Below are 25,967 nucleotides of genomic sequence, written 5' to 3' on the forward strand. Positions count from 1 at the left end.
GCCCAGTGCCTAACGTTTATTTAGAGAAGATATGATGAAATTATTAGAAATCAATAACCTGCACGCGAACATTGGTGAAAAGCCCATTTTGCGCGGCATCAACCTCAGCATCAACGCCGGTGAAGTGCACGCCATCATGGGGCCTAATGGCTCGGGCAAAAGCACACTGTGCCAAGTGCTGGGCGGGCGCGAGGGTTTTGAAGTCACCGAAGGCAGTGTCCAATACGATGGTCAGGATCTACTCGAACTCTCAACTGAAGAACGCGCAACAGCCGGCTTGTTGCTTGGCTTTCAGCACCCGGTTGAAATTCCGGGCGTCAAAAACATCTACCTGCTTAAGGAAGCCTTAAACGCGCAACGTGCTGCACTTGGCCTGGATGACATTGACACTTTCGCCTTCATGAAGCAGGTGCGTGAACTCACCAAAACCATGGGTATGGATGATGCCTTCTTGCATCGGGGCGTGAATGCCGGGTTCTCTGGCGGCGAGAAAAAGCGCAACGAGATTTTGCAGATGCTTTTACTGCAACCGAAATTGGCTCTGCTTGACGAGACGGATTCGGGTCTGGACATTGATGCGCTCAAGATCGTGTCCGAAGGAATTAACCGGCTGCGTGGCGGTGATCGCGGCATTGTGCTGGTCACCCATTACCAACGTTTATTGAGCTATGTCGAGCCCGACTTCGTTCACATCCTGTACCAAGGGAAAATCATCAAATCCGGTGATAAATCCCTCGCCCTGCAACTGGAAGCCGAGGGCTATCAGGACATACTGGATGCCGCATCATGAACCGCACGCCGCTTCCAGAATGGCTGGCCAATTCCCTGACCGACTCCTTGGGATCGCAGCAACAGGCAGCGCCGGGCGAGATTCACACTGTCGCACGGGCGCAGGTAATCGAATGGGGCCTGCCCACCTTGCGCGATGAAGAGTGGCGCTGGACAAATCTGCGCGCCCTCACCCGCCCCTTGCCGACATCGAATTCGACTGCCGCGCCTAAAAATATCGGCGTAATGGACAGCGTGCCGCAAGCTTTGTGTATTCGATTTAATGCCGGCAAGCTCGTTGAGCGCCCCAAAGAATTGCCCGATGGGATGACAGTTACGCCATTACAAGATGCCGACCATGCCCAACGCAGGGCGGCTTTTGCGCCACTTGCCCAAAACCCGAATGACGCGCTGTTGGCGCTGAATACGGCCACAGCGGCAGAAGGTTTGGTGATTGACATCGCGCCCAACGCCGACATCAGCCAGCCCATCGTGATCGAGTTTGTTGATGAACCGACCGATACCGCTGCGCAAACACGGATTTTGCTGCGCTCGGGCGTACACAGCCGCGCCACTTTGATTGAAACGGCATCTAGTGGCGATGGTGTCGTCTTTTGGCGCAATTCGGTACTGGTGGCTGAATTGGCCGCGAACAGCCAGTTAACCCATCTTTCATTGGGGCTGGATGGCGATGCTCGTTTGCTTACCGATCGCAGCTTTGTCACGCTCGCGCGTGATGCGCGCTATCAATCGATCAATATTCAGTTGGGCGGGCAACTGGTCCGTCGCGACATTGACGTCAACATCACCGAAACCGGTGCACACTGCGATTTAATCGGCCTGATGATGCCGCGAGCCAAGCAAGTGCTCGATACGCACACTCGGCTGATTCACGGTGCCGCGCACACCACCAGCAATGAGCAATACCAAATCATTGCCGACGAATCCGGACGTGGCATCTTCAAGGGCCGCATTCTTGTGGCGCAGGATGCGCAAAAAATCGAAGCGTTCCAGAACAGCCGTAATCTGCTGCTCTCGGACTCGGCCGAAATTGACACCAAGCCAGAACTTGAAATCTATGCCGATGATGTCAAATGCAGTCATGGTGCGACCATTGGCCGTCTCGACGATGAAGCGCTGTACTACCTCAAAAGCCGAGGAATCAGTTCAGAAAATGCTCGCAAACTGCTGATTACCGGGTTTGCGCAAGAAATCGTCGATCAACTGCCCACGCCAGAATTGGTGGATTGGTTAGGACAAATCATCGCTCGGCGGCTTGAACGCCCGCAAGCGAAATAGGAAAAGCATCGATGTCTTCGCTCAAACTCGACGTTGCCGCCATTCGAAATCAGTTCCCCGCGCTGGATCAAACCATTCAGGGCAAGCCGCTGGTGTACCTCGACAATGCCGCCACCACGCAAAAACCCGAATGCGTTATTGAAGCGGTAAGCGCGTTTTATCGTCACGATAACGCCAATATTCACCGCGGCGTACATACCTTGTCGGCGCGTGCGACCGATCAGTATGAAGCCGCGCGTGAACAGGTGCGTCAAAGCCTGAACGCCAGCGCCACAGAAGAGATCGTGTTTGTTCGCGGCACCACCGAAGCCATTAATCTGGTGGCATCGAGTTTCGGGCAAACGCTCAAAGCAGGCGATGAAATCATCATTTCTGCTTTGGAGCATCACGCCAACATCGTGCCGTGGCAGTTGTTGAAACAGCGCATTAGCATCACGCTAAAAATTATACCAGTCACGCCGGAAGGGGAACTCGATCTTGGCGCACTGCCCGCGCTGATCACCGAGCGCAGCCGCCTGATTGCCGTCAATCATGTTTCGAATGCCTTGGGCACCATTAATCCGGTAGCTCAAATCGCGGCCATTGCCAAAGCCCATGGCGTACCGATTTTGATTGATGGCGCTCAGGGTCTACCGCACGGCCCGGTGGATGTTCGGGCCATTGATTGCGATTTTTACACCCTTTCCGGGCATAAAACATTCGCCCCCAGTGGCGTCGGCGTTCTGTATGCGCGTCGCCCCTGGTTGGATGAGTTGCCACCCTATCAAGGGGGCGGCGACATGATCGAGACGGTCAGTTTCGAGGCCGTGCGCTACGCGCCGCCGCCTGCAAAATTTGAGGCAGGCACCCCCAATATTGAAGGCGCCATCGGCTTGAACGCGGCACTGCAATGGCATGCCGCACTCGATTGGCCCGCCATTAAAGCGCATGAAGCTGCCCTGCTTGCACACGCCACCACGGCACTTGAGGCAATCGCTGGCTTGCGCATTGTCGGTACGGCAAAAAACAAGGTGCCTGTGCTTTCGTTCATTATCGAAGGCGCACACCCGCACGACATCGGCATGCTGCTTGATGCCCAAGGGATTGCGGTGCGTACCGGACAACATTGTGCCATGCCGGTTTTGCAGTTTTTAGGTGCGCCACAAGGCACCGTGCGCGCTTCATTTGCTTTTTATAACACGCTGGATGAGGTCGATGCGCTGGTTCGCGCTGTGCATCGCGCCCAGCATATGCTGAGCTGAGAAAGAATATGGAACCCCTGGAACGTGTTCGTCTAACTCGTGATTGTGTGGCCACCATGGTCCCCTCCGGCCAGAAAGTGCTGGCCTCGAAGGACACGCCGGTAGAAATCATGCAGGCGCTTGGTGGCAGCTTTACCGTCAAGGCGCGAGGGCATTTGCTGCGTGTCGAAGGTAAAGATGCCGATGCGCTCGGCAAAGAGCCACCACCGAAGCCCGAATTACCGGAAAATGCAACCGATGCCGATATTGAAAAGATGGTTTGGGAGCAGCTTCGCGGTGTATTCGATCCGGAAATTCCGATTAATATTGTCGAGTTAGGCTTGGTATATAAGGTTCGAGTTGAACCGTTGCCGGTCTCCGGCCGCCGAGTGGAAGTGGATATGACCTTGACTGCCCCCGGTTGCGGCATGGGTGGTGTGATCGCATCCGATGCGCATCAGCGCATTATGGAAATCCCCACGGTGGAAGAAGCGGCCGTCGAGCTTGTTTTCGACCCGCCCTGGCATCGGGAGATGATGTCTGAAGCGGCCATGCTCGCTACGGGTATGTTTTAAAAACAATAAATTAAAAAGAATTAATCACATGACGCCTGAACAAGAAAATCAATGGCTATTTGTGGCCGAAACCCGAGATTTGGCCGAAGGCGAGCGCCGCGTGGTGGCTGGCCCCGATGAAGATATTCTGGTGGTGCATACCGATGGCATTATTTTAGCGGTGGGCAATCAGTGCAGTCATCAAGCCTTACCGCTTGACGAAGGCGCGCTTGATGGCGATCTGATCACCTGCCCCTACCATAACGCCCAGTTTTGCCTGCGCACGGGCGAGGCGTTATCCGCGCCTGCATACGAACCGATTAGTTGCTACGACATTAAGGTAGAAGACGGCCGAATCTATGTCGCCCAAGAACCGCGCTCGAATTAATACACGCTCGCGTAGCGTGAGAGGAGTTGAACGATGACACCCACGACCAACACCGCACTTACCCAAGCAAAAGAACGTGCAGCAGCGCATTCAACCGCAGATCAGCTTGACGTCACCGAAGCGGCAGCCGCCCACATTCAACGTACGATGGCAGAACAACCCGATGCGCTCGGTTTGCGAGTGGGCGTCACAAAATCAGGTTGTTCGGGTTTTGGTTACGTGATGGATTTCGCACAATCCATAGAGCCCAATGACCTCGCTTTCATCGCCAAAACGAGCTCTGGGGAAGAATTACTTATTGTCTGCGATGAGGCCAGTTTTCCAGTAATCAAAGGCGCCACGCTTGATTATGTGGTTAACGGTTTATCGCGTTTGCTGCAATTTAATAATCCCAACGTCGTCGATAGTTGCGGTTGCGGTGAAAGCTTCACCATCAAAGAAGAGGACGCAACGCATGCTTGAAACGCGTACGCCTGATGAGGCCATCCAAACGTTGGCCGATGAATTTGCGTTTTTTGACGATTGGACCGATCGGTATCAGTACATTATCGACATGGGAAAACAACTGCCTGAGTTTCCGGCCGATAAACTGAATGAAGACCATAAATTTCACGGCTGCCAATCACAAGTCTGGTTCGATTACGCCTGGCGTGATGGCCGAATCCATCTGCACGGCCTGAGTGATGCGGCGATTGTTAAGGGGCTGATCGCCCTGCTCTTTCGCGTGTACGATCAGCGTACGCCTGAAGAAATTCTGGATACATCGCCCGATTTTCTCGATCAGCTTGATTTAAAAGCACACCTTTCGGCCAATCGCGCGACGGGCCTGATGGGAATGATTCAAAAGATTCGGGCTTTGGCTGAAAACGCAAGCACCCGAGGCAGTAATTAAACTGATTCCTCGGGTCGGCTGATTTGCCTGGAGTTACTGGCGTGGATTATTTGCCCATGTGGTCCATTTTATCTTTGCCCATGTGGTCCATCTTGTCCTTACCCATGTGATCCATTTTGTCCTTGCTCATGCCATCGTGGCTCATGCCGTCTTTCGTCATGCCGTCTTTCGTCATGCCATCTTTCATCATGCCCATTTCAGCGGCAAATGCGCCACCGGCAAAGGTCATCAAACCGGCTATCATTAACGTTGTGGTGAATTTTTTCATCATCGAATCCTCGTTTGTTAAACACACTTCATCATTAAGGCAACATGCCTTGTTTCAGCGCAATCAGAACGCGTTCTAACTGCCACCAAACCAGTTGTACCCCTGGTTTTCCCAATAACCACCGGGGAAAATATTGGTAATTTGAATTGCCCGCACATGCTTGGGGTTTTTGTAACCGAGCTTGGTGGGGATGCGCACTTTCAAGGGGAATCCGTATCGCGCGGGTAACGGCTGCCCATCAAAACCCAGTGTCAGTTGGGTTTGCGGGTGCAGTGCTGTGGCCATGTCGATACTGGTGAAATAATCATCCACACAGTAAAATGCGACGTATTTCGCTGTGGTATCTGCGCCAATGCGTTTTAAAAATTCCGAGAAAGGCACACCGTGCCATCGCCCAATGGCACTCCAACCTTCCACGCAAATATGGCGCGTGATCTGCGCTACCTGCGGCAGCGCTTGGAGTTCAGCTAAATTCCAGGATGTGTGATTACTTACGCGCCCCGATACCTCCAGTTGAAAATCAGCAGCATTAACCTGCGGCACTTTGTTTTCGCTGTAATAGGCATTGAACGGAAAAGGCCGCGTGATTTGGGATTCGCTGTAGGTCGGCGCTAACTTGTTCGGGTCAAACAGCCATGCTTGCGCCTTGTCGTTAAATCGGGAAACCTGACCGAGCAGTTTTTCTACACTGTCGTTGTCACTGATCGAGCAACCGGTCAGAAGTGATAACCCGCCGAGCGTTGCGAATTGCTTGAGAAAATGCCGCCGGTTGAAGCGTCCCAAAAGCGATTGGGATTCTCTGATAATCAAATTGTTATCGTCATTTGTTACTGGTGACTTTATTTGCTTATTCATCGCCTGCGTTTCCTTATTTATTTTTACGGGGGTTTCGATGCCAGTTGGGTTTGTTAGCGGCCCCGAATCATTGCCAGCAAACTGCGTGGAACCAGTAGCACCATCATCAGATGAATTGCGATAAAACCCACCAGAAACGCCATCGAAAAAAAGTGCACGTAACGCGCGGTTTCATAGCCGCCCAACAGCAATGCCAAGGTGGGAAACTGAACCGATTTCCATAACACCAAACCGGAGAGCACCAACAACACAAGATCGATAACCACAAAGAGATAAGCGGCTTTTTGTACGCTGTTGTACCGACGGGCATCCGCATGAGACAAACGACCGCGCAGTGCCGCCTTGATATCGATCCACACCGCGAGCGGCATGAGCGGGAAAAACTTATGCCAGAAACGCCGGCTGACGCCGTTGAACAAAAGATAAATCAACCCATTGGCAGCCAAAATCCACATGGCGGCAAAATGCCAATCCAGCGCGCCGGCCAGCCAGCCGCCCAGCGTGATGTCATCAGGAAAACTAAAACCGAACAAAGGCGAGGCATTGTAAATTCGCCAGCCGCTGCCGATCATGATCAGCACAGCTAAAGCATTCACCCAATGCGTGAGGCGTAACCACACGGGATGAATCACCGGCGGCTTGGTTTGGGTGATATTCTTGGGACGAACATCCGATATTCTGGTCAACGATTCACTCATTTTTTCTCTCCAATCGATGGATTCGTTTTTCCCGTCATGCTGGGTAATACGTCGATGGAAAAAAATGGTTACAGTCGGCTGGATTTTTTTTATAAAACGCTGATGTCCTACAAAATCAAGATGCCTGTAACCCAGCGCGTTCATTTAACGAATAACAATGAGACAAACTAAATGAGACGCCTGAGAAATGATGTATCCCTTCATCGAACCGATCTCGTTTCAAGACGGTATTGCGTGGACTTCCATGGTTGAGCCAATCTAGGTGAGTGAGACCGAGAAGCACATTCGTGGCTTGCTCCTTCGCAGCCTCGACGGGGACGCGAAGGCGTATCAACTTTTTCTCAAGGAACTGGCGGGTTTATTGCGCGGTTATTTTCGTCGGCGCCTGGCATCCTTGCCCGATGAAGTTGAAGACTTGGTGCAGGAATCCTTACTGGCCATTCACAATAAACGCCATACCTATGATCCAAACCAACCCGCCACGGCCTGGATTTATGCCATTGCCAAATACAAACTGATTGATTTGCTCAGACGGCACGAGCGTTACGACAAACGAACTGATCCACTCGACGAGAACACGACACTGTTCACGCCATCTGAAGACGAAGCGGCAGACGCCCGGCGCGATATGGGGTCGTCTCAGAAAACGGAAAATAAAGCACGCTAAGCCGGATGCAGTGGCCGTAGCGGCCTGAACTTGCCTGCGCCGATCTTGGCGCTGTTGCGCCAGAGGTAATCGCCGGTCAGGTTGACGTGTTCCCAGCCCAGCGGCGACAGATACTGCAATAGGCCGTCATCAACAGTCTGGCCGTGGACACGCAGGGCGTTCGCGGCCCGCTCCAGATAGACCGTATTCCACAACACGATGGCGGCCGTTACCAGATTGAGGCCGGAGGCGCGGTAGCGCTGCTGCTCGAAACTGCGGTCACGGATTTCACCAAGGCGGTTGAAGAACACGGCACGGGCCAGCGCGTTGCGCGCCTCGCCCTTGTTCAGCCCGGCATGCACGCGGCGGCGCAGCTCGACGCTTTGCAGCCAGTCCAGGATGAACAGCGTGCGCTCAATGCGGCCCAACTCGCGCAGCGCGACGGCCAGGCCGTTCTGGCGCGGGTAGCTGCCGAGCTTCCTGAGCATGAGGGAGGCCGTCACCGTCCCCTGCTTGATCGACGTGGCCAGCCGCAGGATTTCGTCCCAATGGGCGCGGACGTGCTTGATGTTGAGGGTGCCGCCGATCATCGGTTTCAATGCCTCGTAGGTGGCATCACCCTTCGGGATGTAGAGCTTGGTGTCGCCCAGGTCGCGGATGCGCGGGGCGAAGCGGAAGCCCAAGAGGTGCATCAGCGCGAAGACGTGATCGGTGAAACCTGCCGTGTCGGTGTAGTGCTCCTCGATGCGCAGGTCGGATTCGTGGTACAGCAGCCCGTCGAGGACGTAGGTCGAGTCACGCACGCCGACATTGACCACCTTGGTGTGGAACGGCGCGTACTGGTCGGAGATGTGGGTGTAGAACGTCCGCCCTGGGCTGCTGCCGTATTTCGGGTTGATGTGGCCGGTGCTCTCGGCTTTGCTGCCGGTGCGAAAATTCTGGCCGTCTGACGATGACGTGGTGCCGTCGCCCCAATGCTCGGCGAACGGGTGGCGGAGCTGCGCGTTGACCAGCTCGGCCAGCGCCGTCGAGTAAGTTTCGTCGCGGATGTGCCAGGCTTGCAGCCAGGCGAGCTTGGCGTAGGTCGTGCCGGGGCAGGACTCGGCCATCTTGGTCAGGCCCAGGTTGATCGCGTCGGCCAGGATAGTAGTCAGCAGCAGGTTCCTGTCCTTGGCCAGGTCGCCTGACTTCAGGTGTGCGAAGTGACGGGTAAAGCCTGTCCACTCGTCCACCTCCAGCAGCAGTTCGGTGATCTTGACGTGCGGCAGGATCATCGCCGTCTGGTCGATCAGGGCCTGCGCGGTGTCGGGCACCGCCGCATCCAGCGGCGTGATCTTCAGGCCCGACTCGGTGATGATGGCATCCGGCAGGTTATTGGCCGCTGCCATGCGGTTGACGGTGGCAAGCTGCGTTTCCAGTAGCGTCAGCCGTTCATGCAGGTACTGATCGCAGTCGGTGGCCACGGCCAGCGGCAATTCGCTGGCCAGCTTGAGGCTGGCGAATTTCGCGGGCGGCACCAGGTAGTCCTCGAAGTCCTTGAACTGGCGCGATCCCTGCACCCAGATGTCGCCCGAGCGCAGTGCGTTCTTCAGCTCCGATAGTGCGCACAGCTCGTAGTAACGCCGGTCGATGCCGGTGTCGGTCATCACCAGCTTCTGCCAGCGTGGCTTGATGAAGTCGGTCGGCGCGTCGGCGGGCACCTTGCGGGCGTTGTCGCTGTTCATGCCGCGCAGCACTTCGATGGCGTCGAGCACGTCCTTGGCGGCGGGCGCGGCCCGCAGCTTGAGCACGGCAAGGAATTCCGGCGCGTAGCGGCGCAGCGTGGCGTAGTTCTCGCCGATGCGGTGCAGGAAATCGAAATCCTCGGGCTGCGCGAGCTTCTGCGCTTCGGTGACGCTCTCGGCGAAGGCGTCCCAGGACATGACGGCCTCGATGGCGGCGAACGGATCGCGACCCGATTGCTTGGCCTCGATCAGCGCCTGGCCGATGCGCCCGAACAGCCGCACCTTGGCGTTGATGGCCTTGCCGGATGCCTGGAATTGCTGCTGATGCTTGTTCTTGGCGGCATTGAACAGCTTGCCCAGGATGCGGTCGTGCAGGTCGATGATTTCGTCGGTGACGGTGGCCATGCCCTCGATGGCCAGCGCCACCAGGGTCGCGTAGCGCCGCTGCGCCTCGAACTTGGCCAGGTCGGCGGGCGTCATCTGTCCACCCTCGCGGGCGATCTTGAGCAGCCGGTTCTGGTGAACCAGCCGCTCGATGCCGGAAGGCAGGTCGAGTGCCTGCCATGCCTTGAGGCGTTCGATGTGTTCGAGCATATGCCGCGAATTGGGCTTGGCCGGTGACTGGCGCAGCCAGGCCAGCCAGGTCGTCTTGCCGTTGTCCCGGCGCTTGAGCAAGTCATCAAGGCGACGGCGATGCGCGTCCGCCAGTGGTTCGGCCAAGGTGTCGTAGATGCGCCGGTTGGCGCGGGTGATCGCCTCGGCACTCACCCGCTCGACGGCGTTGAGCGCGGGCAGAATGACCGACTGCCGCCGCAGGTGCTCGATCAAGGCACTGGCCAGCACGATGCCCTTGTCGGTTTGCATGGCCAGCTCGGTCAGCATCTGGACGGCCTGCCGGTAATGGCTCATGGTGAAGGGCCGGAAACCGAACACGGTTTGCAGCTCGACCAGGTGCTCGCGCCGGGTCTGCTCCCGCTGGCCGTACTCGTCCCAGCTTTCGACGCCGACCTTGATCTGCTCGGCGACCAGCTTCAACAAGGGCGGGAACGGCGGCTCATCGACGCCTAGGATGACGCCTGGAAAGCGCAGGTAGCAGAGCTGCACCGCGAAGCCCAGCCGATTGGCTGGCCCGCGCCGCTGTCGGATGATCGAGAGGTCGGTATCGCTGAATGTGTAATGTCGGATCAGGTCGTCCTTGGAGTCCGGCAACGCCAGCAGGTTTTCCCGCTCGGCGGCGGACAGGATTGAACGACGCGGCATATTTACTTTAGTGATCCGTTCTCAAGTATTGATACAGGGTTTCGCGACTGATTCCGAATTCGCGAGCCAGCTTGGTCTTTTGCTCGCCAGCGGCGACACGTTGGCGCAGTTCGGCAATACGCTCAGACGACAGGGATTTCTTCCTGCCACGGTAAGCTCCGCGTTGTTTGGCGAGCGCAATACCCTCACGCTGACGCTCGCGGATCAGGGCGCGCTCGAACTCGGCGAATGCGCCCATCACCGAAAGCATCAGGTTCGCCATCGGCGAGTCCTCGCCGGTAAAGATCAGGTGTTCCTTGACGAACTCAATGCGCACGCCGCGCTGGGTGAGGCTCTGCACCAGGCGGCGCAGGTCGTCGAGGTTGCGCGCCAGACGATCCATGCTGTGCACCACCACCGTGTCGCCTTCGCGCACGAAGGCGAGCAGCCGTTCCAGTTCGGGCCGCCGTGTGTCCTTGCCCGACGCCTTGTCGGTGAACACCTTGTCCACCGGAATCTGTTCCAGTTGCCGTTCCGGGTTCTGGTCGAAGCTGCTGACGCGGACGTAACCGATGCGCTGACCGTGCAAGGTATCCTCCTGAGGGAAATGTGTCAGGAAGAAATCTATAACCCTTGACGGCGCATGTCAAACAAGTCGCAAGGCAACCCTATTCTGACGCTTCCGCGCCCGACGATCTGACGCCAGGTTAGGGTATGCCTGAGTCTGACGGCAGCGAGCCGCAGGTGTTCGGATCAGCACCGGTTTCGTTCTCTGCCTTGGCCCGCGCCTGGAAGCGCTGATAGCACTCCAGCCCGCAGAAGTGCTCGACATACTCCACGCCTTCCGGGGTAAAGGCGGCATCGAGCGGGATTTCCTTGCAGCACACGCAGCAACTGGTGGCAGTCGGATCATTTGCATTCATGGTGGCACCCCTCCATTGACTGACAAAGGCGGCGAATGCCGCCGCCGGCATTGGCTTGGCGAACAGGAAGCCTTGTCCCGTATCGCACTCCGCTTGCCGCAACAGTGCGAGACTGGTCGGCGTTTCCACGCCCTCGGCCACCACGTCCATGCCCAGCCCGTGCGCAAGCTGAATCACGGAGCGCACGATGGTTCGGTCGCGGTGATCGGCGACGAGTCCGGCGACGAAGGACTGGTCGATCTTGAGCGTAGTAATCGGGCAGCACTTCAGGTGTTGCAGGCAGGAATAGCCGGTGCCGAAGTCATCGGCGGCGAAGCGCACACCGATCTGTCGCAAGGCTTCCAGGGCGGGGAAGATCGCCGGATTACCGAATGCGACCGATTCGGTCAGCTCGATTTCAAGAGACTCGGCGGGCAACTCGGCATCAGCCAGCATGTCCTTTACCCACCCGTCGAAACCCGGTCTCACTTGGCTCGCCGAAACATTGACGGCCAGCCGGAACGGTTGCCACGCCAGCTTCCGCCACTCGCGCATCTGGCGGCAGGCTGCGCCCAGCACCCAGGCACCGATTTCCGGCATCAGGCCGGACGATTCGACCACAGGCAGGAACTGGCCGGGCGGCAGCAGCCCGAGCGTCGGATGACGCCAGCGCAACAGGGCTTCCGCACCGACAATCTGGTCACTGCGCAGATCGACTATCGGCTGGTAATGCAGCTCAAGTTGCCCGCGCACAACCGCCTGCGCCAACTCGGTCGCCGTCCATCCGGCGGGGTGCGAGGTCGTCATGATCCGCCCCGGAAGGCCCGCAGTAGCCGCGTCACGGACAGCACGAACAAGCCGGTCAGCGTGAGGGCTGCAATACCCCAATGCTCCCCGATGAATGCGCCGGCGGTCGTTCCGGCCAGCACAACGGCGAGAATCGGCAAATGGCAGGGACAGGTGAGCACGGCCAGCGCGCCCCACAGGTAGCCGGTGAACGGCTTGCGTGTCTTGGTCGGCAGGCGTTCCGGGCCGTTCATGGCAGACTCTCCGCGTGCTGTGCCGGCTCGGTCGGCAGGGTGGCCAACTGCGCTTCCAGATCGGCCAACGCTTCGCGCCGGCGTTCGACGAACTGGCGCAGCAAGGCAAGCTGCGTGGCCGCTTCGCCACCGTCCGCTGCATCCAGCGCCCGGAACAGCCGCGCCAGCGCATCGAGGCCGATGCCCGCTCACCCCGGCATCAAGGGCCAGCCGGGACACCGTGTAGGCGTTCATCGAACACCTCCTTTTCCTCACCCGGCGCAGCAGGAAAGCTGCTTCACGTCCTTGTTGAAGGTCTGCGCCGCGAGTTTCAGCCCCTCGACCATCGTCAGGTAGGGGAACAACTGGTCGGCCAGCTCCTGCACCGTCATCCGGTTGCGAATCGCCAGCGCGGCGGTCTGGATCAGTTCGCCCGCTTCCGGCGCGACCGCCTGCACGCCGATCAGGCGTCCGCTACCTTCTTCAACGACCAGCTTGATGAAGCCGCGTGTGTCAAAGTTGGCAAGCGCCCTCGGCACGTTGTCCAGCGTCAGCGTGCGACTGTCGGTTTCGATGCCGTCATGGTGTGCTTCCGCCTCGCTGTAGCCCACGGTCGCTACCTGCGGATCGGTAAACACCACGGCCGGCATCGCGGTCAGGTTCAGGGCCGTGTCACCGCCGGTCATGTTGATGGCGGCACGGGTGCCGGCCGCCGCCGCCACATAGACGAACTGCGGCTGGTCGGTGCAGTCGCCGGCGGCGTAGATGTGTTCCACGCTGGTGCGCATGCCGGGGTCGATGACGATCGCGCCTTGCGGGTTGAGTGTGACGCCCGCAGCATCCAACGCCAGGCTGAGCGTGTTGGGTGAGCGGCCGGTGGCGATCAGCAGCTTGTCGGCGCGCAGTTCGCCGTGCGTCGTGGTGAGCACGAATTCGCCGTCCCCTTCACCATTGATATAGGCGACCTGACTGGCCTGGGTGTGTTCCCGCACCTCGATGCCTTCCATGCGGAATGCGGCCGTGACGGCTTCGCCGATGGCCGGGTCTTCGCGGAAGAACAGCGTGCTGCGCGCCAGGATCGTCACCTTCGCTCCGAGTCGGGCGAACGCCTGCGCCAGTTCCAGCGCGACGACCGATGAGCCGATCACGGCCAGGCGCTTAGGGATAGTCTCGCTGACCAGCGCCTCGGTGGAAGTCCAGTAAGGCGTGTCCTTCAAGCCGGGAATCGGCGGCACGGCCGGACTCGCGCCGGTGGCGACCAGACAGCGGTCGAACGTCACGATGCGCTCGCCGCCGTCAACCAGGCGCACAGTCAGGCTCTGGTGATCCTTGAAGCGGGCCTCGCCGCGCAGCACGGTAATCGCCGGATTGCCCTCCAAGATGCCTTCGTATTTGGCGTGACGCAGTTCATCGACGCGGCCTTGCTGCTGGGCCAGCAGCGCTGTGCGCTGGATGGCCGGCTCGGCGACCGTAATGCCACTATCGAACGGACTTTCCCGGCGCAGGTGGGCAATGTGGGCGGCACGGATCATGATCTTGGACGGCACGCAGCCGACATTGACGCAGGTGCCGCCGATGGTGCCGCGCTCGATCAGCGTGACGCGCGCACCTTGCTCGACGGCTTTCAGCGCCGCCGCCATCGCAGCGCCGCCGCTGCCGATCACGGCGATGTGGAGCTTGTCACCGTCCCCGCCAGCCTTGTCATCACTGCCCAGCCATTCGCACATCTTGCCAAGCAGCCCGCCGCCCACCGGAGCCACGGGCGCATCGGCGAGCGTGGCCCGATAACCTAGTCTGGCCACAGCGGCCGTCAGCGCGTCGGGTGACGTGCCGGCCTCGATAGCGAGCCGGGCGCTGCCCTTGGCGTAGGACACTTCCGCCGAGCGCACACCGGGGACTTTCTCCAGGGCGTCCTTGACGTGAACCGCGCACGAGTCGCAGGTCATGCCGGTGATCTTGAGAGTGGTCATACCATCGTTCCTTATTCGTGTGGGCCGCCGTCTAGCACGGTCAGCCGTGTTTCGCAGGGAGTTCGCAACCATCCGGGCCGCAGCGGCGATGCGCCGGCGACACGAAGTCCCAGATCGACACCCCAATCATCAAGGCCAGGCCGACGTACATCAGGTTCGCCGTCCACCAGTTGCCGAGCAGCCAGACTGTGGCCGCGAACACGATGGCCGGCCCGATCATGCCGAGCAGGCTGCGCAGCCATTGCCGATGACTGAGCCAGCCCAGCGCGTTCGCCACGAAAGCCAGCGCGGCAAACAGCGGCAGCAGGCGGCTGATGAACAAGCCCTCGTACTGGCTCAAGGAGCCCAGCCCAATGGCCGCGCCAAAGCTGGCGAGCGCCGGGAAGCAGGCGGCGCAGCCCATCGCGGAAACGACGCTGCCGAGCGCGCCGGTTTTATCGGCAATGCGAGTCATCAGTCCCATGATGTGGCTCCCGTTGTTGATGTTGGCTTAGTGGCTCACTGCTTGACGCTGGACGGATAGCCGGCGTCTTCGGTGGCCTTGGTGAGCTTCGGCACGCTGGTCTTGGCGTTGTCGAAAGTGACGACAGCCTCGCGTTTCTCGAAGCCCACATCGACCTTGCTCACGCCCTCGACCTTGGAGAGCGCTTTCTTGACGGTAATCGGGCAGGCGGCGCAGGTCATGCCGGGCACCGCTAGCGTGACGGTTTGGGTAGCGGCCCACACGGGAGCAACAACGGCGGCGAGGGCAAGGGAGGCAAACAGTTTCTTCATGATGAACTCCTGGTTAATAGAAAAAGGGAACGACATAGGGAAATCCAAGCGCGACCAGGACCAGCACGGCCACGATCCAGAAAATCAGCTTGTAGGTGGTGCGCACCTGCGGAATCGCGCAGACCTCGCCCGGCTTGCACGCCTGCACGGGCCGGTAAATACGCTTCCAGGCGAAGAACAGCGCCACCAGCGCCGCGCCAATGAAAATCGGCCGATACGGCTCCAGCACCGTCAGGTTGCCGATCCAGGCCCCGCTAAAGCCCAGGGCGACCAGTACCAGCGGCCCTAGGCAGCAGGTTGAAGCGAGGATGGCGGCCAGCCCGCCGGCGAAGAGCGCACCGCGCCCGTTTTGCGATTCAGACATACGTTGGCCTTTTGAATTTGGATTGGATAGCGTAACCTTACTTCCGTACTCATGTACGGAGTCAAGCGATATGGAAAATACTTTGGAGAACCTAACCATTGGCGTTTTTGCCAAGGCGGCCGGCGTCAATGTGGAGACGATCCGGTTCTATCAGCGCAAGGGCTTGCTGCCCGAGCCGGACAAGCCTTACGGCAGCATCCGCCGCTATGGGGAGGCGGATGTAACGCGGGTGCGGTTCGTGAAATCCGCTCAGCGGTTGGGCTTCAGCCTGGATGAAATCGCCGAGCTGCTGCGGCTCGACGATGGCACCCACTGCGAGGAAGCCAGCAGCGTGGCCGAGCACAAGCTCAAGGACGTGCGCGAGAAGATGGCCGACTTGGCGCGCATGGAAACCGTGCTGTCTGAACTCGTGTGCGCCTGCCATGCACGAAAGGGGAATGTTTCCTGCCCGTTGATCGCGTTACTACAGGGCGGGGCAAGCCTGGCAGGGGCGGCGACGCCTTAGCGTGCTTTATTTTCCGTTTTCTGAGACGACCCCGATATACACACCATGCTCGCGCTCCTGCCCGATCAAATGCGCCTACCCATTATCCATACCAAGTTAGAAGGACTATCCGTGGCTGAAACCGCAGAACGCACTGGCCTTACCGAGTCAGCAGTCAAGGTAGGTGTCCACCGGGGGCTCAAAAAACTGCATACATTATTTCGAGGTAAACCATGAAAACGGACGATCTCATTCTCATGCTGGCACAGGGCGATGTGGCCGTACCCCGTCATGTTGTAGCCAAACGACTGGGCATGGCTTTAGGTATTGGGTTAATGGCGTCTTTTGGACTGATGTTGGCTGTTTTAGGGCTGCGCCCCGATCTTGAATCGGCAAGTATGCTACCCATGTTTTGGGTAAAACTTGCATTCGCGTTGAGCATGGGGCTGATTGGACTGATTGCCGTCAAGAAAATCGCACGGCCTGATGGAACAATTAAACACACGCTCTGGGCCACGGCGTTCCCGATCGGCCTCATTTGGCTTTTATCGTTGATACTGGTGGCGCACGCACCGTCTTCTCAGCGATGGCACATGCTGTTTGGTGAAACTTGGTACGAGTGCCCATTGTTGATCACGATGCTCTCCGCGCCCATTTTCATTGCCCTGCTATGGGCCATGCGTAGCCTAGCACCCACTCAATTGGGGCTGGCGGGTGCTGCCGTTGGTTTGATGTCTGGCGGCTGGGGGGCTGTTGTCTACAGTCTGCATTGCCCTGAAATGGGCGCACCGTTCATCGGCACGTGGTATTTGCTGGGTATCCTGATCCCTACCGTGATCGGCGCATTGCTCGGAAAAACACTGCTGCGTTGGTAAGTTCCCAGCAAAAAACTGCATCAAGAGTCATCGAATAACCCGCGCTGGTTAGCCCGCCAGCTTTTGCAGATCGATCGCGATATGAAAATAGGCAATCATGAATTCAAACATCATGCGCCAGAAGAGCTCTGCAAACAGAAAGCAGAAGACACAGGCCAGCACAAGCCCAGCACGCTGCAACGAACTCAAATAATCCCTACCTGCGCTGTCCATCTGACGCTGAGCCCGATCCAGCCATTGGTACCGCCGTTTGAGCCAAATCCAGAGAAATATCATCGCCAGTGGCATCACCACCGCGCCAAGGTAATAGAACACCAGCAGAGCGTAGGGGCTCACATAACGGCGAAAACTCAGAAACTCGAGTAATTCAGCCATGGTGGGCACAAGCCAGCCCCTGATCGATCAGTGCGCATGCGAATTCAGACAATTGGAAACCTCAGTAGCCCAGTCGGCGACGGGCCTCACTGTGTAATTCGGGCGTCGCTGCGGCACATACCGTCGTGGTATCCAGACCAACCGGCTTACCTTCAAGATCGGTAAACACGCCACCGGCTTCGAGAACAATGACCGATAGCGCGGCGATATCCAACACGTTCACATCCGACTCGACAACCAGATCAATCGCGCCACGAGCCAGCAAATGATAATGGTAGAAATCGCCATAACCGCGCGTTCGATTGACTTCACGCACCATACTTGCCAAGCCGGCCCAACCGGTCGGATTGGCGGCCAGCGTCTTGAGATTGCCAACAGATAACGTAGCGGCGGCCATCGTATCAATCTGGCTTACCTTCGCTGCCTTATCCATCCAGAATGCACCGCCGCCCTGCTCCGCATAGGCATACTCGCCAAACACCGGCGCACTCGACACACCCAAAATGAGCTGATCGCCCCGCATCAGCGCAATCTGGGTCGAGAAAAACGGGTATTCACGCACGAAGCTCTTGGTGCCGTCGATGGGGTCGACCAGCCAGGTATATTCTGCATCCGGGCGGGTTTTACCCGTTTCCTCACCATAAAACCCATGATCCGGAAACTGTTCGAGAATGACCGCTTTGATGGCCTCTTCCGTTTCCACATCGGCCACCGTGACCGGTGAGGCATCAGCCTTGATTGTGATATCCACATTCTGCTGCCAATATTTGCGAACCACCGTTTCAGCGGCGCGGGCAGCGGCAAGTGCCGTTTCTAGATAAATGCTGGACATGAACCCCTCACAGATAGCAATAAATTTGCAGCTAATTTACCCGAATCCCCATGGAATGTGTGAACTACCCGCCAACAGGCGTGCTAATGCAGCGGACGGGGGAGCAAACAGACGCATTTCTTCGTTGACAAGGATTAAAATACTGCCTAACATTCGCGCCTCAAAGCCTAGGTGGCGGAATTGGTAGACGCACTAGTTTCAGGTATTAGCGAGTAAAATCGTGGAGGTTCGAGTCCTCTCCTAGGCACCAACTTATAGTTTTGTTGCTTCCCAAAAGACTACAAACATTAATTAAACCCGCACTAACACCCCTGTTTAGCGGGTTTTTTTACGCCTGGGCCACAATCAGCGACTGAAGGACCCCCTGCGCGATTGGACGTGTCGTTCAGATGTCGAAAATCAAATGTTTGCCCGATACGAAATCATGTTCGAATATCAAAGCAATGATCATCTCAATAGCTCAATAAAAAAACCCGCTTTGTGCGGGCTTTTTAACTGGTGCTGACGACTACGAACAGTGTTGATTCACCAATCGAAGTCGTTTGAGACTAACGGTGGCGGTTAAGCCAAGAGCGAGCGAAGCATCCAGGCATTTTTCTCGTGCAACTCCATTCGACGCGTCAGCAAATCAAGCGTTGGTTCGTCACTGGCCGCTTCGGCAACAGGGAATACGCCGCGTGCTGTGCGGACCACGGCTTCTTGCCCTTTGACCAGATGGGCAATCATATCGTTGGCAGCCAGCTTTTCATCGGGGATCGTAAACGATGACAATTCCGAGAATCGGGTGAACGACGCGGGGGCAAAGGCACCCAGCGATCGAATGCGCTCGGCAACTTCATCAACGGCGGCAAAAAGTTCGGTGTATTGCGTTTCAAACATCAGGTGCAAGCTATTGAACTGCGGCCCGGTGACGTTCCAATGGAAGTTGTGCGTCATCAAAAACAGGCTGTAGGAATCGGCCAAAAGTCGGCTCAAACCCTCTGCAATCGCCAAACGATCCTTTTCGCTGATACCGATATGAATGCCGTCACTTGCTGTCGTTTCGGCGGTGATCTTTTTCTTAGCCATGACGTTCTACTCCTGTGGTTTCGTCGAACTCAAAATAATTTATCAATCAACCTTAGTCTATTGCGCAAACAGGCGCAAATGGCATATTCCGAAGTCTTTCATTATCTACATCTATCGTTCGGCGCCCGCCTTCGTTTCGGGCAGTACGGGCAATTTGGACCCGCACAAACGAATCTCCGTTCACCTTTCGAGACATAAAATCCTTACAATACGAGGTTCGTTCTTTTCACATTCGGATAAGCCGTTCTACCATGACCGATAATGCACCATCCAGCCATTTCATCCGCGCCCGCATCGATGAAGACTGTGCCAAACAAACCTACGGGACCAAGGTGGCAACCCGTTTCCCGCCGGAACCCAACGGCTTTCTGCATTTTGGTCACGCCAAGAGTATTTTTTTAAACTTCGGCCTTGCTGATGATTATCGAGTTCAGTGTCCACAAAGCGCTTGTAATCTGCGTTTTGATGATACCAATCCGATTAAAGAAGAAGCCGAATACGTCGATGCGATTCGCGAAGATGTCGCTTGGCTGGGGTTTGATCCGGCGTCGCGCGTGTTTTATGCCTCGGATTACTTTGAGCGTTTGTACCGGTGTGCCGAGTTGTTGATCCAAGCAGGGCTCGCGTATGTGGATTCACAAAATGCCGAGCAACTGCGCAGCACGCGCGGCACATTGACCGAGGCGGGACAAAACAGTCCGTTCCGTGATCGCAGTACCGAAGAAAATATCCAGCTTTTTCGTGCCATGCGGGCGGGTGAATTTGCCGATGGCACGCATATTCTTCGCGCCAAAATCGATATGGCTTCGCCCAACATGAACATGCGCGACCCGGCCATTTATCGCATCCGCCATGCGCATCATCATCGTACTGGCGATGCCTGGTGTATCTACCCGATGTACGATTTTGCCCATTGCGTATCGGATGCAATCGAAGGCATTACGCATTCACTGTGCACCTTGGAATTCACCGATCACCGGCCGCTTTATGACTGGTTTTTGGCGCGCCTGGCCGAACTGGGTGAATTCACCCCGCCCCTGCCGCAGCAGATCGAGTTCTCACGTTTGAATCTCACGTATGTGGTGCTCTCCAAGCGCAAGCTCATCCAGTTAGTAACCGGCGGGCATGTGGATGGCTGGGATGACCCTCGCCTGCCGACCCTCAAAGGCGCGCGTCGGCGGGGGTTTACACCGGCTGGCTTCAAACTGTTTGCCGAACGTATCGGGGTATCCAAATCAGATAGCCTGATCGACTACAGCGTGCTGGAAGACTGTATGCGCGAGGATCTCAATGAGCACGCCGAACGCCGTGTGGCCGTACTCGATCCGGTCAAGCTGGTGCTGACCAATTACCCGGAAGGACAAACGGAAATCTGCCACGCACCGAACCATCCGCAGCATCCTGAGTGGGGCAAACGCGACATCAGCCTGTCACGTGAGCTATGGATCGAGCGGGAAGATTTCATGATTGACCCGCCGAAAAAGTTTTTCCGCCTGAAGCCCGATGGTGAAGTGCGTTTACGGTACGGCTACATCATCAAATGTACCGGTTATGATGCCGACGAGAACGGTCACGTCACCTGCGTTTATGCCGAATACGACCCCGATACCAAATCGGGCACGCCCGGATCGGAAACGCGCAAGGTCAAAGGCAATATCCATTGGTTATCCTGCCATGACGCCGTAGAAGCCGAAGTGCGTATCTACGACCGCTTGTTCAGCGTAGCCGCGCCCGGTGCCCGGCGCCCGGATGACCCCGAAGACATGGAACGGGATTTCCTCGATGACATCAATCCGGACGCCAAACGGATTCAAATCGGCATGATCGAACCATCACTGGCCACCTGCGCGCCAGAATCGCGTTTCCAATGGGAACGCAATGGCTATTTTGTGGCCGACCAACACGATCACAACCCAACCAAGCCGGTGTTTAACCGTACCGTGACCCTGCGGGATTCTTGGACGGCCAAATAAAAACCCGCCGGGAGAAATCCACCGGCGGGTCGGGCCGCAACAACACACGATCGACGTTTACTTGGGGATATGGTGCTCAACGGCCATTTCCGCAAAATCAAGCCCCCAAGAAGGCACTTTGCCTTTGTTATGCATGAAGAGCGTCCGGTATTGCATCTTGAGCATGTACGGCACATGGCCCATTTTGAGCACCGCCTCATCACCGCCAAACCAGGTATTCGAGCGAATATAGAAGGCTTTGCCGCCGCCCATATCACCGATGCAATACACCACCGGTTGCAACGGCTTGTCCGCTTGTTCGGGCGATAGTCGCCCTAGGTCTTTGGCAATCTGCAAGCCGACGATCTCGCATTCCTGATGGCCGATTGCCCCAAGTTTCGGCATGGTCACTGCAGCGGCGTCCCCGGCGGCAAAAACGTTTTTGTACTTGGGGTTGCGCATCAGCAAATCGGTAACGACAAACCCTTCGCTGTCGCTGATCGGCAAACCACGCATAAACTCATGCGCCTTCCAATCCGGGAAAATGATTTTCAGTTCCGCTTCCACGGATCGGCCGTCAGCAAACTCGATGCCATCTTGCGTAATCCGCTTGATGTCTTGCGTGTTGTTGAGATAGTTAAAGCCCATCTGGGTCGCCAGATCCAGCAACTGCTTGACGACCGTTTCACCCGCATCTTCGGCAATCAGTTCAGCGGGCGTGAATACGGTGATTTTGCTCGGGTCACCCTGTTTGGTCTCTGCCAAATAGTGTGCAGCGGCCATCATGACTTCAACCGGTGGGCCTTCACAGGCGGCGAGCGCATCGGGGATACTGCCACTGGGATAAGGTTCCAGCCCTTTGGCACCGTCCCCTTGATGAAAACGCGCGGAGCCGATGGCAATCGGTCCACCCTTGTAGCCACCAAAGTGCAATTTCTGGCGTAATTGCTCACCCAGATATAGGTCACTGACGCTATCGCCAAACTCGGCAAAGCCTTCAATGTCTTCAAAAGCCAAACGATTACCCAAGGCGACCACCAGATAGTCGTAACTCAACGTCACAGCAGCAGCGCCCGGACGTTCGTTGGGCGTGATGTGCACCATCTCGGAATCAACATCAATGGCATTCACCTCGGCTTGGATGAAATTAATTTGATCGTGGGCGAGCACGTCGCGCAATTCCATACGCTGATGCATGGCCGGATTTCTGTTCTCAAACACATCGGCCGGAATATTCGGCACAAATAACAAGTAATCCTTTCGATCTATTACGGTAATTTGAATTGCATCGCCTGCATATTGGCGGATTTTCTGAGCGCTGCCCAAGCCGGCAAAATTGCCACCCAAAATTACTACATGTGGTTTTTTATCAGTCGCGTTCATAATCACCTCTCTATTGAAGAAAAATAAGGCACACACCTCTCAACAAAACTCAGATATGAAAGTGCCATCATAGTTAATGACACTAATCATTTGAAAAAGTTCTCAATTAAATTTGCTTGGGTACACTGATGGCAATCGGATCTACCCGGCAATGCTAAATAACGAACATCTGGAGATGTTTCAAAACTGACATCTATCAATCTTTTCCAGACTGACTTGAATCGGGCTAAAAGGTAATAGGTGCAGTGGATTAGGGCCATAAACCCGCACTCAGTTCTAAAGCTGAGGAAATTCATGACCGCATAGAGAAAACTAGGAAAAAATATTATTGCTTAAGATGCTTACGCCAGAGCCCTTGCTCCATCATCGGAGAAAAAAACATATAGTATGGTCCTTTGTCTAGATGGGCCAAAACACCATTGTTATGAATTTGACGCAGCTCGTAATCCACCATGACATGGCCTAACCCCTGGTGCGCATGCTCTGGAGATTCCCACTCAATATGAACAAGATACTGAGTAGGTGTCTGTCCAGGGATCGGTGGCTTATCATGAACTTTATTACCATAATTGGTGTTATATTCAGGTGGATTGGCGCCCAAGGTAGATACCGCTTTCATCGCACCTTCAGGATCAAGTTGGAACGAACCAATCGCGGACACACCGAATTGCTTCATGATCATCCAGCCGACCATGCCAGGGACATTTGCCTTCATCCATTCCAGCGTTTCCGTTGCTCCCTGTTCGAAGGCTTTTTCATGCCCATCCATAACCCAATGGTCACCGATCACCACGGTACGCTGACTTGATAGCGCCACCTTTGGCACCCGTTCTTGTTTTGCAAACGAATCACCCAGAACTTGTGGTACATCGGTCATGCTCATAATCTGGGGCAGATCGGACTTGACCACCTCAAAATACGGCTCCCATGGGCCCTCGATCACCATGCCAAGGCAACCGCTGCACAACTCGAAAATTTCTTTGAAATTATCATGGTGCATTTCTTCATGAGAATGAACATCTTTCCAGACGGTATATTGAAACATACCCATCGGGTTCAGTGTTTCGCGCATATCGACGGCACCGCCACCGTATCTGCCAGCCATCGGATGTATACCGGTTTGCAACAACTGCTCAAAGCCTAAAAACCCTGGATGCGACGCCGTGGTGATACAAACCTTGGGCCCCACTTTCATCATAGTTTCATAACTATCAGGTTTGTTGGCGATTTTAGCCATATTGATGGCTATAATTGGATTTTCATTCGACATAATGTGTCTCCACTTCAGTTAACTGAGATTGGCTCCACGAAAATAATAATATTTAATAAGCACGCCTATGACATACCTTATATAAATTTAGTTCCATAAATTTTTAATTAAATTAACATATCCACCATATAATTTAATTCAAAAATACTTAATTGTTTGCATATAGAGTATTTTTTTAATCCTAATAGCATGATTGTTTTTTACACAAAAGGGGCTTATTGGTTTGATTGACTCAATATAGCCCGTACTGGAGCAAAACTTGAGCGATGTTCTGGGCAGGCACCAAACTCGATAAGCAAGTCTCGATGTCGCGCCGTGGGATAGCCTTTGTGTTTCGCAAATTCGTATTGCGGGTAGAGCTTATCCATGTCCAGCATAAGTCGATCTCTGGTTACTTTTGCCAGAATTGAGGCGCTGGCAATGGCCGCATCCCGAGCATCACCACCGATCAAGGCATGGCATTCCATAAATCCAGCATCAGGGTCGTTCAAATCCGGGCAGCGGTTGCCATCGACGTGAATGCGTCCCAACGTTTGCCCTTGTGTTTTCATTTGATCGTATACAGCCATAACAGCGCGGCGCATGGCCAGAAGCGAAGCCTGAAGAATATTTATCGTATCGATTTCATGTACCGTTGCTTCGGCAATGGCGAACGATTGAGCACGTCGAGTTATTTCATCGAACAATTTGACGCGTTGACGTTCGGTCAGTTTTTTTGAATCGTTCACGCCGACTATCGGATCATCCGGATACAAAACGATGGCGGCGGCGACAACAGGGCCTGCCAGAGGGCCTCGTCCGGCCTCGTCTACGCCCGCATAGATTAATCCCGGCGTTTGCATCTCAAACAGTGGCAATTGCGGCATACTGCCCTCTTATTCAACTTCAGCTGATTCACGAACAACCGGTTATGACCGACTCCCTGACTCCATCCGATATGCGCCCGCTGCGTCTGTTTTTTGCTGCGGGCGAAGCCTCGGGCGACCATTATGCCGCCGAACTTTTCCAACGGTTAAATAGACTGCGTCCCGGCAGCGTAGCCCAAGGGCTGGGTGGTACGGAAAGCCGTGCCGCCGGCATCGACACCATAGTCGATCTGAACACCGTTTCCGTCATGGGTTTGGTTGAAGTGCTCAAGCAGTACGGGCAACTCAAACAGGCGTTAAACACGCTGATCGATGCCATGATTGTTTTTAAACCCGATATCCTCATCGCCATCGATTTTCAGGAATTCAATCAGCGGCTGGCGAAAGCGGCTCGTGCGCACGGCATCAAGGTGTTGTTCTTCGTGGCGCCGCAAGTGTGGGCTTGGCGTCCGAAGCGGGCGGCAAAATTCTCGGAAGTGGCGGATCACTTGGCTGTTCTATTCGATTTCGAAGTGCCCTTGTTCGCCCGATACGGCTTGCCGACAACCCATGTCGGGCACCCGTTGCGCGACATGATCCCGCCCGAATCGTGCAAAACGGCCACAACCGGCGACGCGGTGCAAGCAAAGGCGCGCCATTCCCTGGGTATCGCGCCCGCAGCCAAGCTGATCGGTCTGCTGCCCGGCAGTCGGCGCAGCGAAATCAGCCGCTTGCTGAGCACTCAGCTTGCCTCGGCGCAGCGCTTGCTAAAAGTGCATCCGGATTTGTTGTTCGCCCTGCCCATCGCCGACTCCATTGATCCGGTTTGGTTCGGGCAGGAATTGGCGAAGTGCGCCATCTCATCGGATCTGCGTGCCAAACTTTCCTTGGCGAATGGTCATGCCAGAGAAGTCATGGCCGCAAGCGACGCACTCATCATTGCGTCGGGCACGGCCACGCTGGAAGCGGCGTTGATCGGCACACCGATGGTCATCGTGTACAAGACACACCCGATCACTTATTGGCTGGCGAAGCATCTCGTACATATCGAACGCATCGGCCTGCCGAATATCGTCTTGAACCGGAATGCATTTCCCGAATTGATCCAGAACGCCGCTTCGCCGGAAGCCATAGCAAATGAAATCAGTATCTTAATGCTTGAAAGCGAAAGCCGAGCGAGCCAGAATACGGCACTGGCAGAAATACCAAGCCATCTGGGTGAACCCGGTGCCTTGGCGCATTTGGCTCAGTTGGTTTTGGATCTGACAAGCGATACGCCTGCTGCAACGCCGCCCAAATAAAA

30 protein-coding genes and 1 tRNA gene are annotated in these 25,967 nt (G+C 56.0%); 15 read left to right on the forward strand and 16 right to left on the reverse strand.

Translation table 11 applies throughout. The annotated features are described in order from the left end of the window. Positions 1 to 31: 31 nt before the first annotated feature. The 8 genes from sufC (at position 32) to HNEAP_RS13095 (ending at position 5,368) form a co-directional block, all read left to right on the forward strand. Positions 32 to 790: a Fe-S cluster assembly ATPase SufC gene (sufC, locus tag HNEAP_RS06005; RefSeq protein WP_012824065.1), complete on the forward strand. Its 759-nt coding sequence runs from the start codon at positions 32 to 34 to the stop codon at positions 788 to 790. Further along, complete coding sequence (gene sufD / locus HNEAP_RS06010) at positions 787 to 2,067, forward strand: Fe-S cluster assembly protein SufD (protein ID WP_012824066.1); 1,281 nt, start codon at positions 787 to 789, stop codon at positions 2,065 to 2,067. Before sufC ends, sufD begins: the two co-directional genes overlap by 4 nt. 11 nt (positions 2,068 to 2,078) lie before the next feature. Next, positions 2,079 to 3,308, forward strand: a complete 1,230-nt coding sequence (locus HNEAP_RS06015) for an aminotransferase class V-fold PLP-dependent enzyme (protein WP_012824067.1) — start codon at positions 2,079 to 2,081, stop codon at positions 3,306 to 3,308. Positions 3,309 to 3,316: 8 nt separating this feature from the next. Next, positions 3,317 to 3,862, forward strand: coding sequence for a putative Fe-S cluster assembly protein SufT (gene sufT / locus HNEAP_RS06020; protein WP_012824068.1), 546 nt, complete (start codon positions 3,317 to 3,319; stop codon positions 3,860 to 3,862). A gap of 28 nt (positions 3,863 to 3,890) precedes the next feature. After that, a complete protein-coding gene (locus HNEAP_RS06025; RefSeq protein WP_012824069.1) occupies positions 3,891 to 4,229 on the forward strand; it encodes a Rieske (2Fe-2S) protein in 339 nt (112 codons plus the stop codon). A gap of 33 nt (positions 4,230 to 4,262) precedes the next feature. Continuing rightward, on the forward strand, positions 4,263 to 4,691 hold the full coding sequence (locus tag HNEAP_RS06030) for a HesB/IscA family protein (RefSeq protein ID WP_012824070.1): 429 nt from the start codon (positions 4,263 to 4,265) through the stop codon (positions 4,689 to 4,691). Next, positions 4,684 to 5,121 (forward strand): SufE family protein, encoded by a 438-nt coding sequence (locus HNEAP_RS06035; RefSeq protein ID WP_012824071.1) that lies wholly within the window; start codon positions 4,684 to 4,686, stop codon positions 5,119 to 5,121. The genes HNEAP_RS06030 and HNEAP_RS06035 overlap by 8 nt, the downstream gene beginning before the upstream one ends. A gap of 136 nt (positions 5,122 to 5,257) precedes the next feature. Continuing rightward, on the forward strand, positions 5,258 to 5,368 hold the full coding sequence (locus tag HNEAP_RS13095; protein ID WP_419185606.1) for a pentapeptide repeat-containing protein: 111 nt from the start codon (positions 5,258 to 5,260) through the stop codon (positions 5,366 to 5,368). A gap of 96 nt (positions 5,369 to 5,464) precedes the next feature. Here the strand turns inward: HNEAP_RS13095 and HNEAP_RS06045 are convergent, their stop codons facing one another. Next, positions 5,465 to 6,244, reverse strand: a complete 780-nt coding sequence (locus HNEAP_RS06045; protein ID WP_012824073.1) for a molybdopterin-dependent oxidoreductase — start codon at positions 6,242 to 6,244, stop codon at positions 5,465 to 5,467. Between the two features lie 53 nt (positions 6,245 to 6,297). Next, positions 6,298 to 6,942, reverse strand: coding sequence for a cytochrome b/b6 domain-containing protein (locus HNEAP_RS06050; RefSeq protein WP_012824074.1), 645 nt, complete (start codon positions 6,940 to 6,942; stop codon positions 6,298 to 6,300). Positions 6,943 to 7,204: 262 nt separating this feature from the next. Between HNEAP_RS06050 and HNEAP_RS06055 the strand changes: the two genes are divergently transcribed. Beyond that, positions 7,205 to 7,609 carry a sigma factor gene (locus tag HNEAP_RS06055; protein ID WP_012824076.1) on the forward strand — a complete coding sequence of 135 codons (405 nt, stop codon included), beginning with the start codon at positions 7,205 to 7,207 and terminating at the stop codon, positions 7,607 to 7,609. Here the strand turns inward: HNEAP_RS06055 and HNEAP_RS06060 are convergent. The 8 genes from HNEAP_RS06060 to merT form a co-directional block, all read right to left on the reverse strand. Beyond that, entirely contained in the window at positions 7,606 to 10,572 is a 2,967-nt protein-coding gene (locus tag HNEAP_RS06060) for a Tn3 family transposase (RefSeq protein ID WP_012824077.1), read from the reverse strand. The two genes, HNEAP_RS06055 and HNEAP_RS06060, sit on opposite strands and share 4 nt — an antisense overlap. 7 nt (positions 10,573 to 10,579) lie before the next feature. Then, positions 10,580 to 11,140, reverse strand: a complete 561-nt coding sequence (locus HNEAP_RS06065) for a recombinase family protein (protein ID WP_012824078.1) — start codon at positions 11,138 to 11,140, stop codon at positions 10,580 to 10,582. A gap of 118 nt (positions 11,141 to 11,258) precedes the next feature. Beyond that, entirely contained in the window at positions 11,259 to 12,260 is a 1,002-nt protein-coding gene (locus HNEAP_RS12975) for a DUF3330 domain-containing protein (protein WP_004636771.1), read from the reverse strand. Next, entirely contained in the window at positions 12,257 to 12,727 is a 471-nt protein-coding gene (gene merE / locus HNEAP_RS13140) for a broad-spectrum mercury transporter MerE (protein WP_473234616.1), read from the reverse strand. Before merE ends, HNEAP_RS12975 begins: the two co-directional genes overlap by 4 nt. A gap of 17 nt (positions 12,728 to 12,744) precedes the next feature. Continuing rightward, positions 12,745 to 14,442, reverse strand: coding sequence for a mercury(II) reductase (merA, locus tag HNEAP_RS06085; RefSeq protein WP_012824079.1), 1,698 nt, complete (start codon positions 14,440 to 14,442; stop codon positions 12,745 to 12,747). A gap of 40 nt (positions 14,443 to 14,482) precedes the next feature. Next, positions 14,483 to 14,905 (reverse strand): organomercurial transporter MerC, encoded by a 423-nt coding sequence (merC, locus tag HNEAP_RS06090; protein ID WP_012824080.1) that lies wholly within the window; start codon positions 14,903 to 14,905, stop codon positions 14,483 to 14,485. 35 nt (positions 14,906 to 14,940) lie between these two features. Then, positions 14,941 to 15,216 carry a mercury resistance system periplasmic binding protein MerP gene (merP, locus tag HNEAP_RS06095; protein WP_012824081.1) on the reverse strand — a complete coding sequence of 92 codons (276 nt, stop codon included), beginning with the start codon at positions 15,214 to 15,216 and terminating at the stop codon, positions 14,941 to 14,943. Between the two features lie 13 nt (positions 15,217 to 15,229). Further along, a complete protein-coding gene (merT, locus tag HNEAP_RS06100; RefSeq protein ID WP_012824082.1) occupies positions 15,230 to 15,580 on the reverse strand; it encodes a mercuric ion transporter MerT in 351 nt (116 codons plus the stop codon). Positions 15,581 to 15,650: 70 nt separating this feature from the next. Between merT and merR the strand changes: the two genes are divergently transcribed. The 3 genes from merR to HNEAP_RS06110 are packed head-to-tail and all read left to right on the forward strand — an operon-like array spanning position 15,651 to position 16,939. Continuing rightward, positions 15,651 to 16,085, forward strand: coding sequence for an Hg(II)-responsive transcriptional regulator (gene merR / locus HNEAP_RS06105; RefSeq protein WP_012824083.1), 435 nt, complete (start codon positions 15,651 to 15,653; stop codon positions 16,083 to 16,085). A gap of 45 nt (positions 16,086 to 16,130) precedes the next feature. Next, positions 16,131 to 16,301, forward strand: coding sequence for a sigma factor-like helix-turn-helix DNA-binding protein (locus HNEAP_RS12525; RefSeq protein ID WP_012824084.1), 171 nt, complete (start codon positions 16,131 to 16,133; stop codon positions 16,299 to 16,301). Then, positions 16,298 to 16,939: an NrsF family protein gene (locus HNEAP_RS06110; RefSeq protein WP_012824085.1), complete on the forward strand. Its 642-nt coding sequence runs from the start codon at positions 16,298 to 16,300 to the stop codon at positions 16,937 to 16,939. The genes HNEAP_RS12525 and HNEAP_RS06110 overlap by 4 nt, the downstream gene beginning before the upstream one ends. Before the next feature lie 48 nt (positions 16,940 to 16,987). On the opposite strand, the gene HNEAP_RS06115 is transcribed toward HNEAP_RS06110, so the two are convergent. Beyond that, entirely contained in the window at positions 16,988 to 17,314 is a 327-nt protein-coding gene (locus HNEAP_RS06115) for a DUF4282 domain-containing protein (protein ID WP_012824086.1), read from the reverse strand. A gap of 61 nt (positions 17,315 to 17,375) precedes the next feature. Next, complete coding sequence (locus HNEAP_RS06120; RefSeq protein ID WP_012824087.1) at positions 17,376 to 18,146, reverse strand: inositol monophosphatase family protein; 771 nt, start codon at positions 18,144 to 18,146, stop codon at positions 17,376 to 17,378. A gap of 165 nt (positions 18,147 to 18,311) precedes the next feature. Here HNEAP_RS06120 and HNEAP_RS06125 point away from each other — a divergent pair. Beyond that, positions 18,312 to 18,396, forward strand: a tRNA-Leu gene (locus HNEAP_RS06125). Positions 18,397 to 18,707: 311 nt separating this feature from the next. Here HNEAP_RS06125 and HNEAP_RS06130 read toward each other — a convergent pair. Next, positions 18,708 to 19,214: a Dps family protein gene (locus HNEAP_RS06130; protein ID WP_012824089.1), complete on the reverse strand. Its 507-nt coding sequence runs from the start codon at positions 19,212 to 19,214 to the stop codon at positions 18,708 to 18,710. A 251-nt stretch (positions 19,215 to 19,465) separates the two neighbouring features. Here HNEAP_RS06130 and HNEAP_RS06135 point away from each other — a divergent pair, with 251 nt between their 5' ends. Beyond that, entirely contained in the window at positions 19,466 to 21,187 is a 1,722-nt protein-coding gene (locus tag HNEAP_RS06135) for a glutamine--tRNA ligase/YqeY domain fusion protein (RefSeq protein WP_012824090.1), read from the forward strand. 57 nt (positions 21,188 to 21,244) lie between these two features. Here the strand turns inward: HNEAP_RS06135 and HNEAP_RS06140 are convergent, their stop codons facing one another. The 3 genes from HNEAP_RS06140 to HNEAP_RS06150 all read right to left on the reverse strand — a co-directional run bounded on the left by HNEAP_RS06140 (position 21,245) and on the right by HNEAP_RS06150 (position 24,685). After that, entirely contained in the window at positions 21,245 to 22,549 is a 1,305-nt protein-coding gene (locus HNEAP_RS06140; protein ID WP_012824091.1) for an NAD(P)/FAD-dependent oxidoreductase, read from the reverse strand. A 325-nt stretch (positions 22,550 to 22,874) separates the two neighbouring features. Then, a complete protein-coding gene (locus tag HNEAP_RS06145) occupies positions 22,875 to 23,819 on the reverse strand; it encodes a sulfur oxygenase reductase family protein (RefSeq protein ID WP_012824092.1) in 945 nt (314 codons plus the stop codon). A 215-nt stretch (positions 23,820 to 24,034) separates the two neighbouring features. Further along, positions 24,035 to 24,685: a ribonuclease HII gene (locus HNEAP_RS06150; RefSeq protein ID WP_012824093.1), complete on the reverse strand. Its 651-nt coding sequence runs from the start codon at positions 24,683 to 24,685 to the stop codon at positions 24,035 to 24,037. A 44-nt stretch (positions 24,686 to 24,729) separates the two neighbouring features. Between HNEAP_RS06150 and lpxB the strand changes: the two genes are divergently transcribed. Continuing rightward, positions 24,730 to 25,965 carry a lipid-A-disaccharide synthase gene (lpxB, locus tag HNEAP_RS06155; protein WP_012824094.1) on the forward strand — a complete coding sequence of 412 codons (1,236 nt, stop codon included), beginning with the start codon at positions 24,730 to 24,732 and terminating at the stop codon, positions 25,963 to 25,965. Positions 25,966 to 25,967: the final 2 nt, after the last annotated feature.

The sequence above is a fragment of the Halothiobacillus neapolitanus c2 genome (assembly GCF_000024765.1).
Classification (GTDB): Bacteria; Pseudomonadota; Gammaproteobacteria; order Halothiobacillales; family Halothiobacillaceae; genus Halothiobacillus; species Halothiobacillus neapolitanus.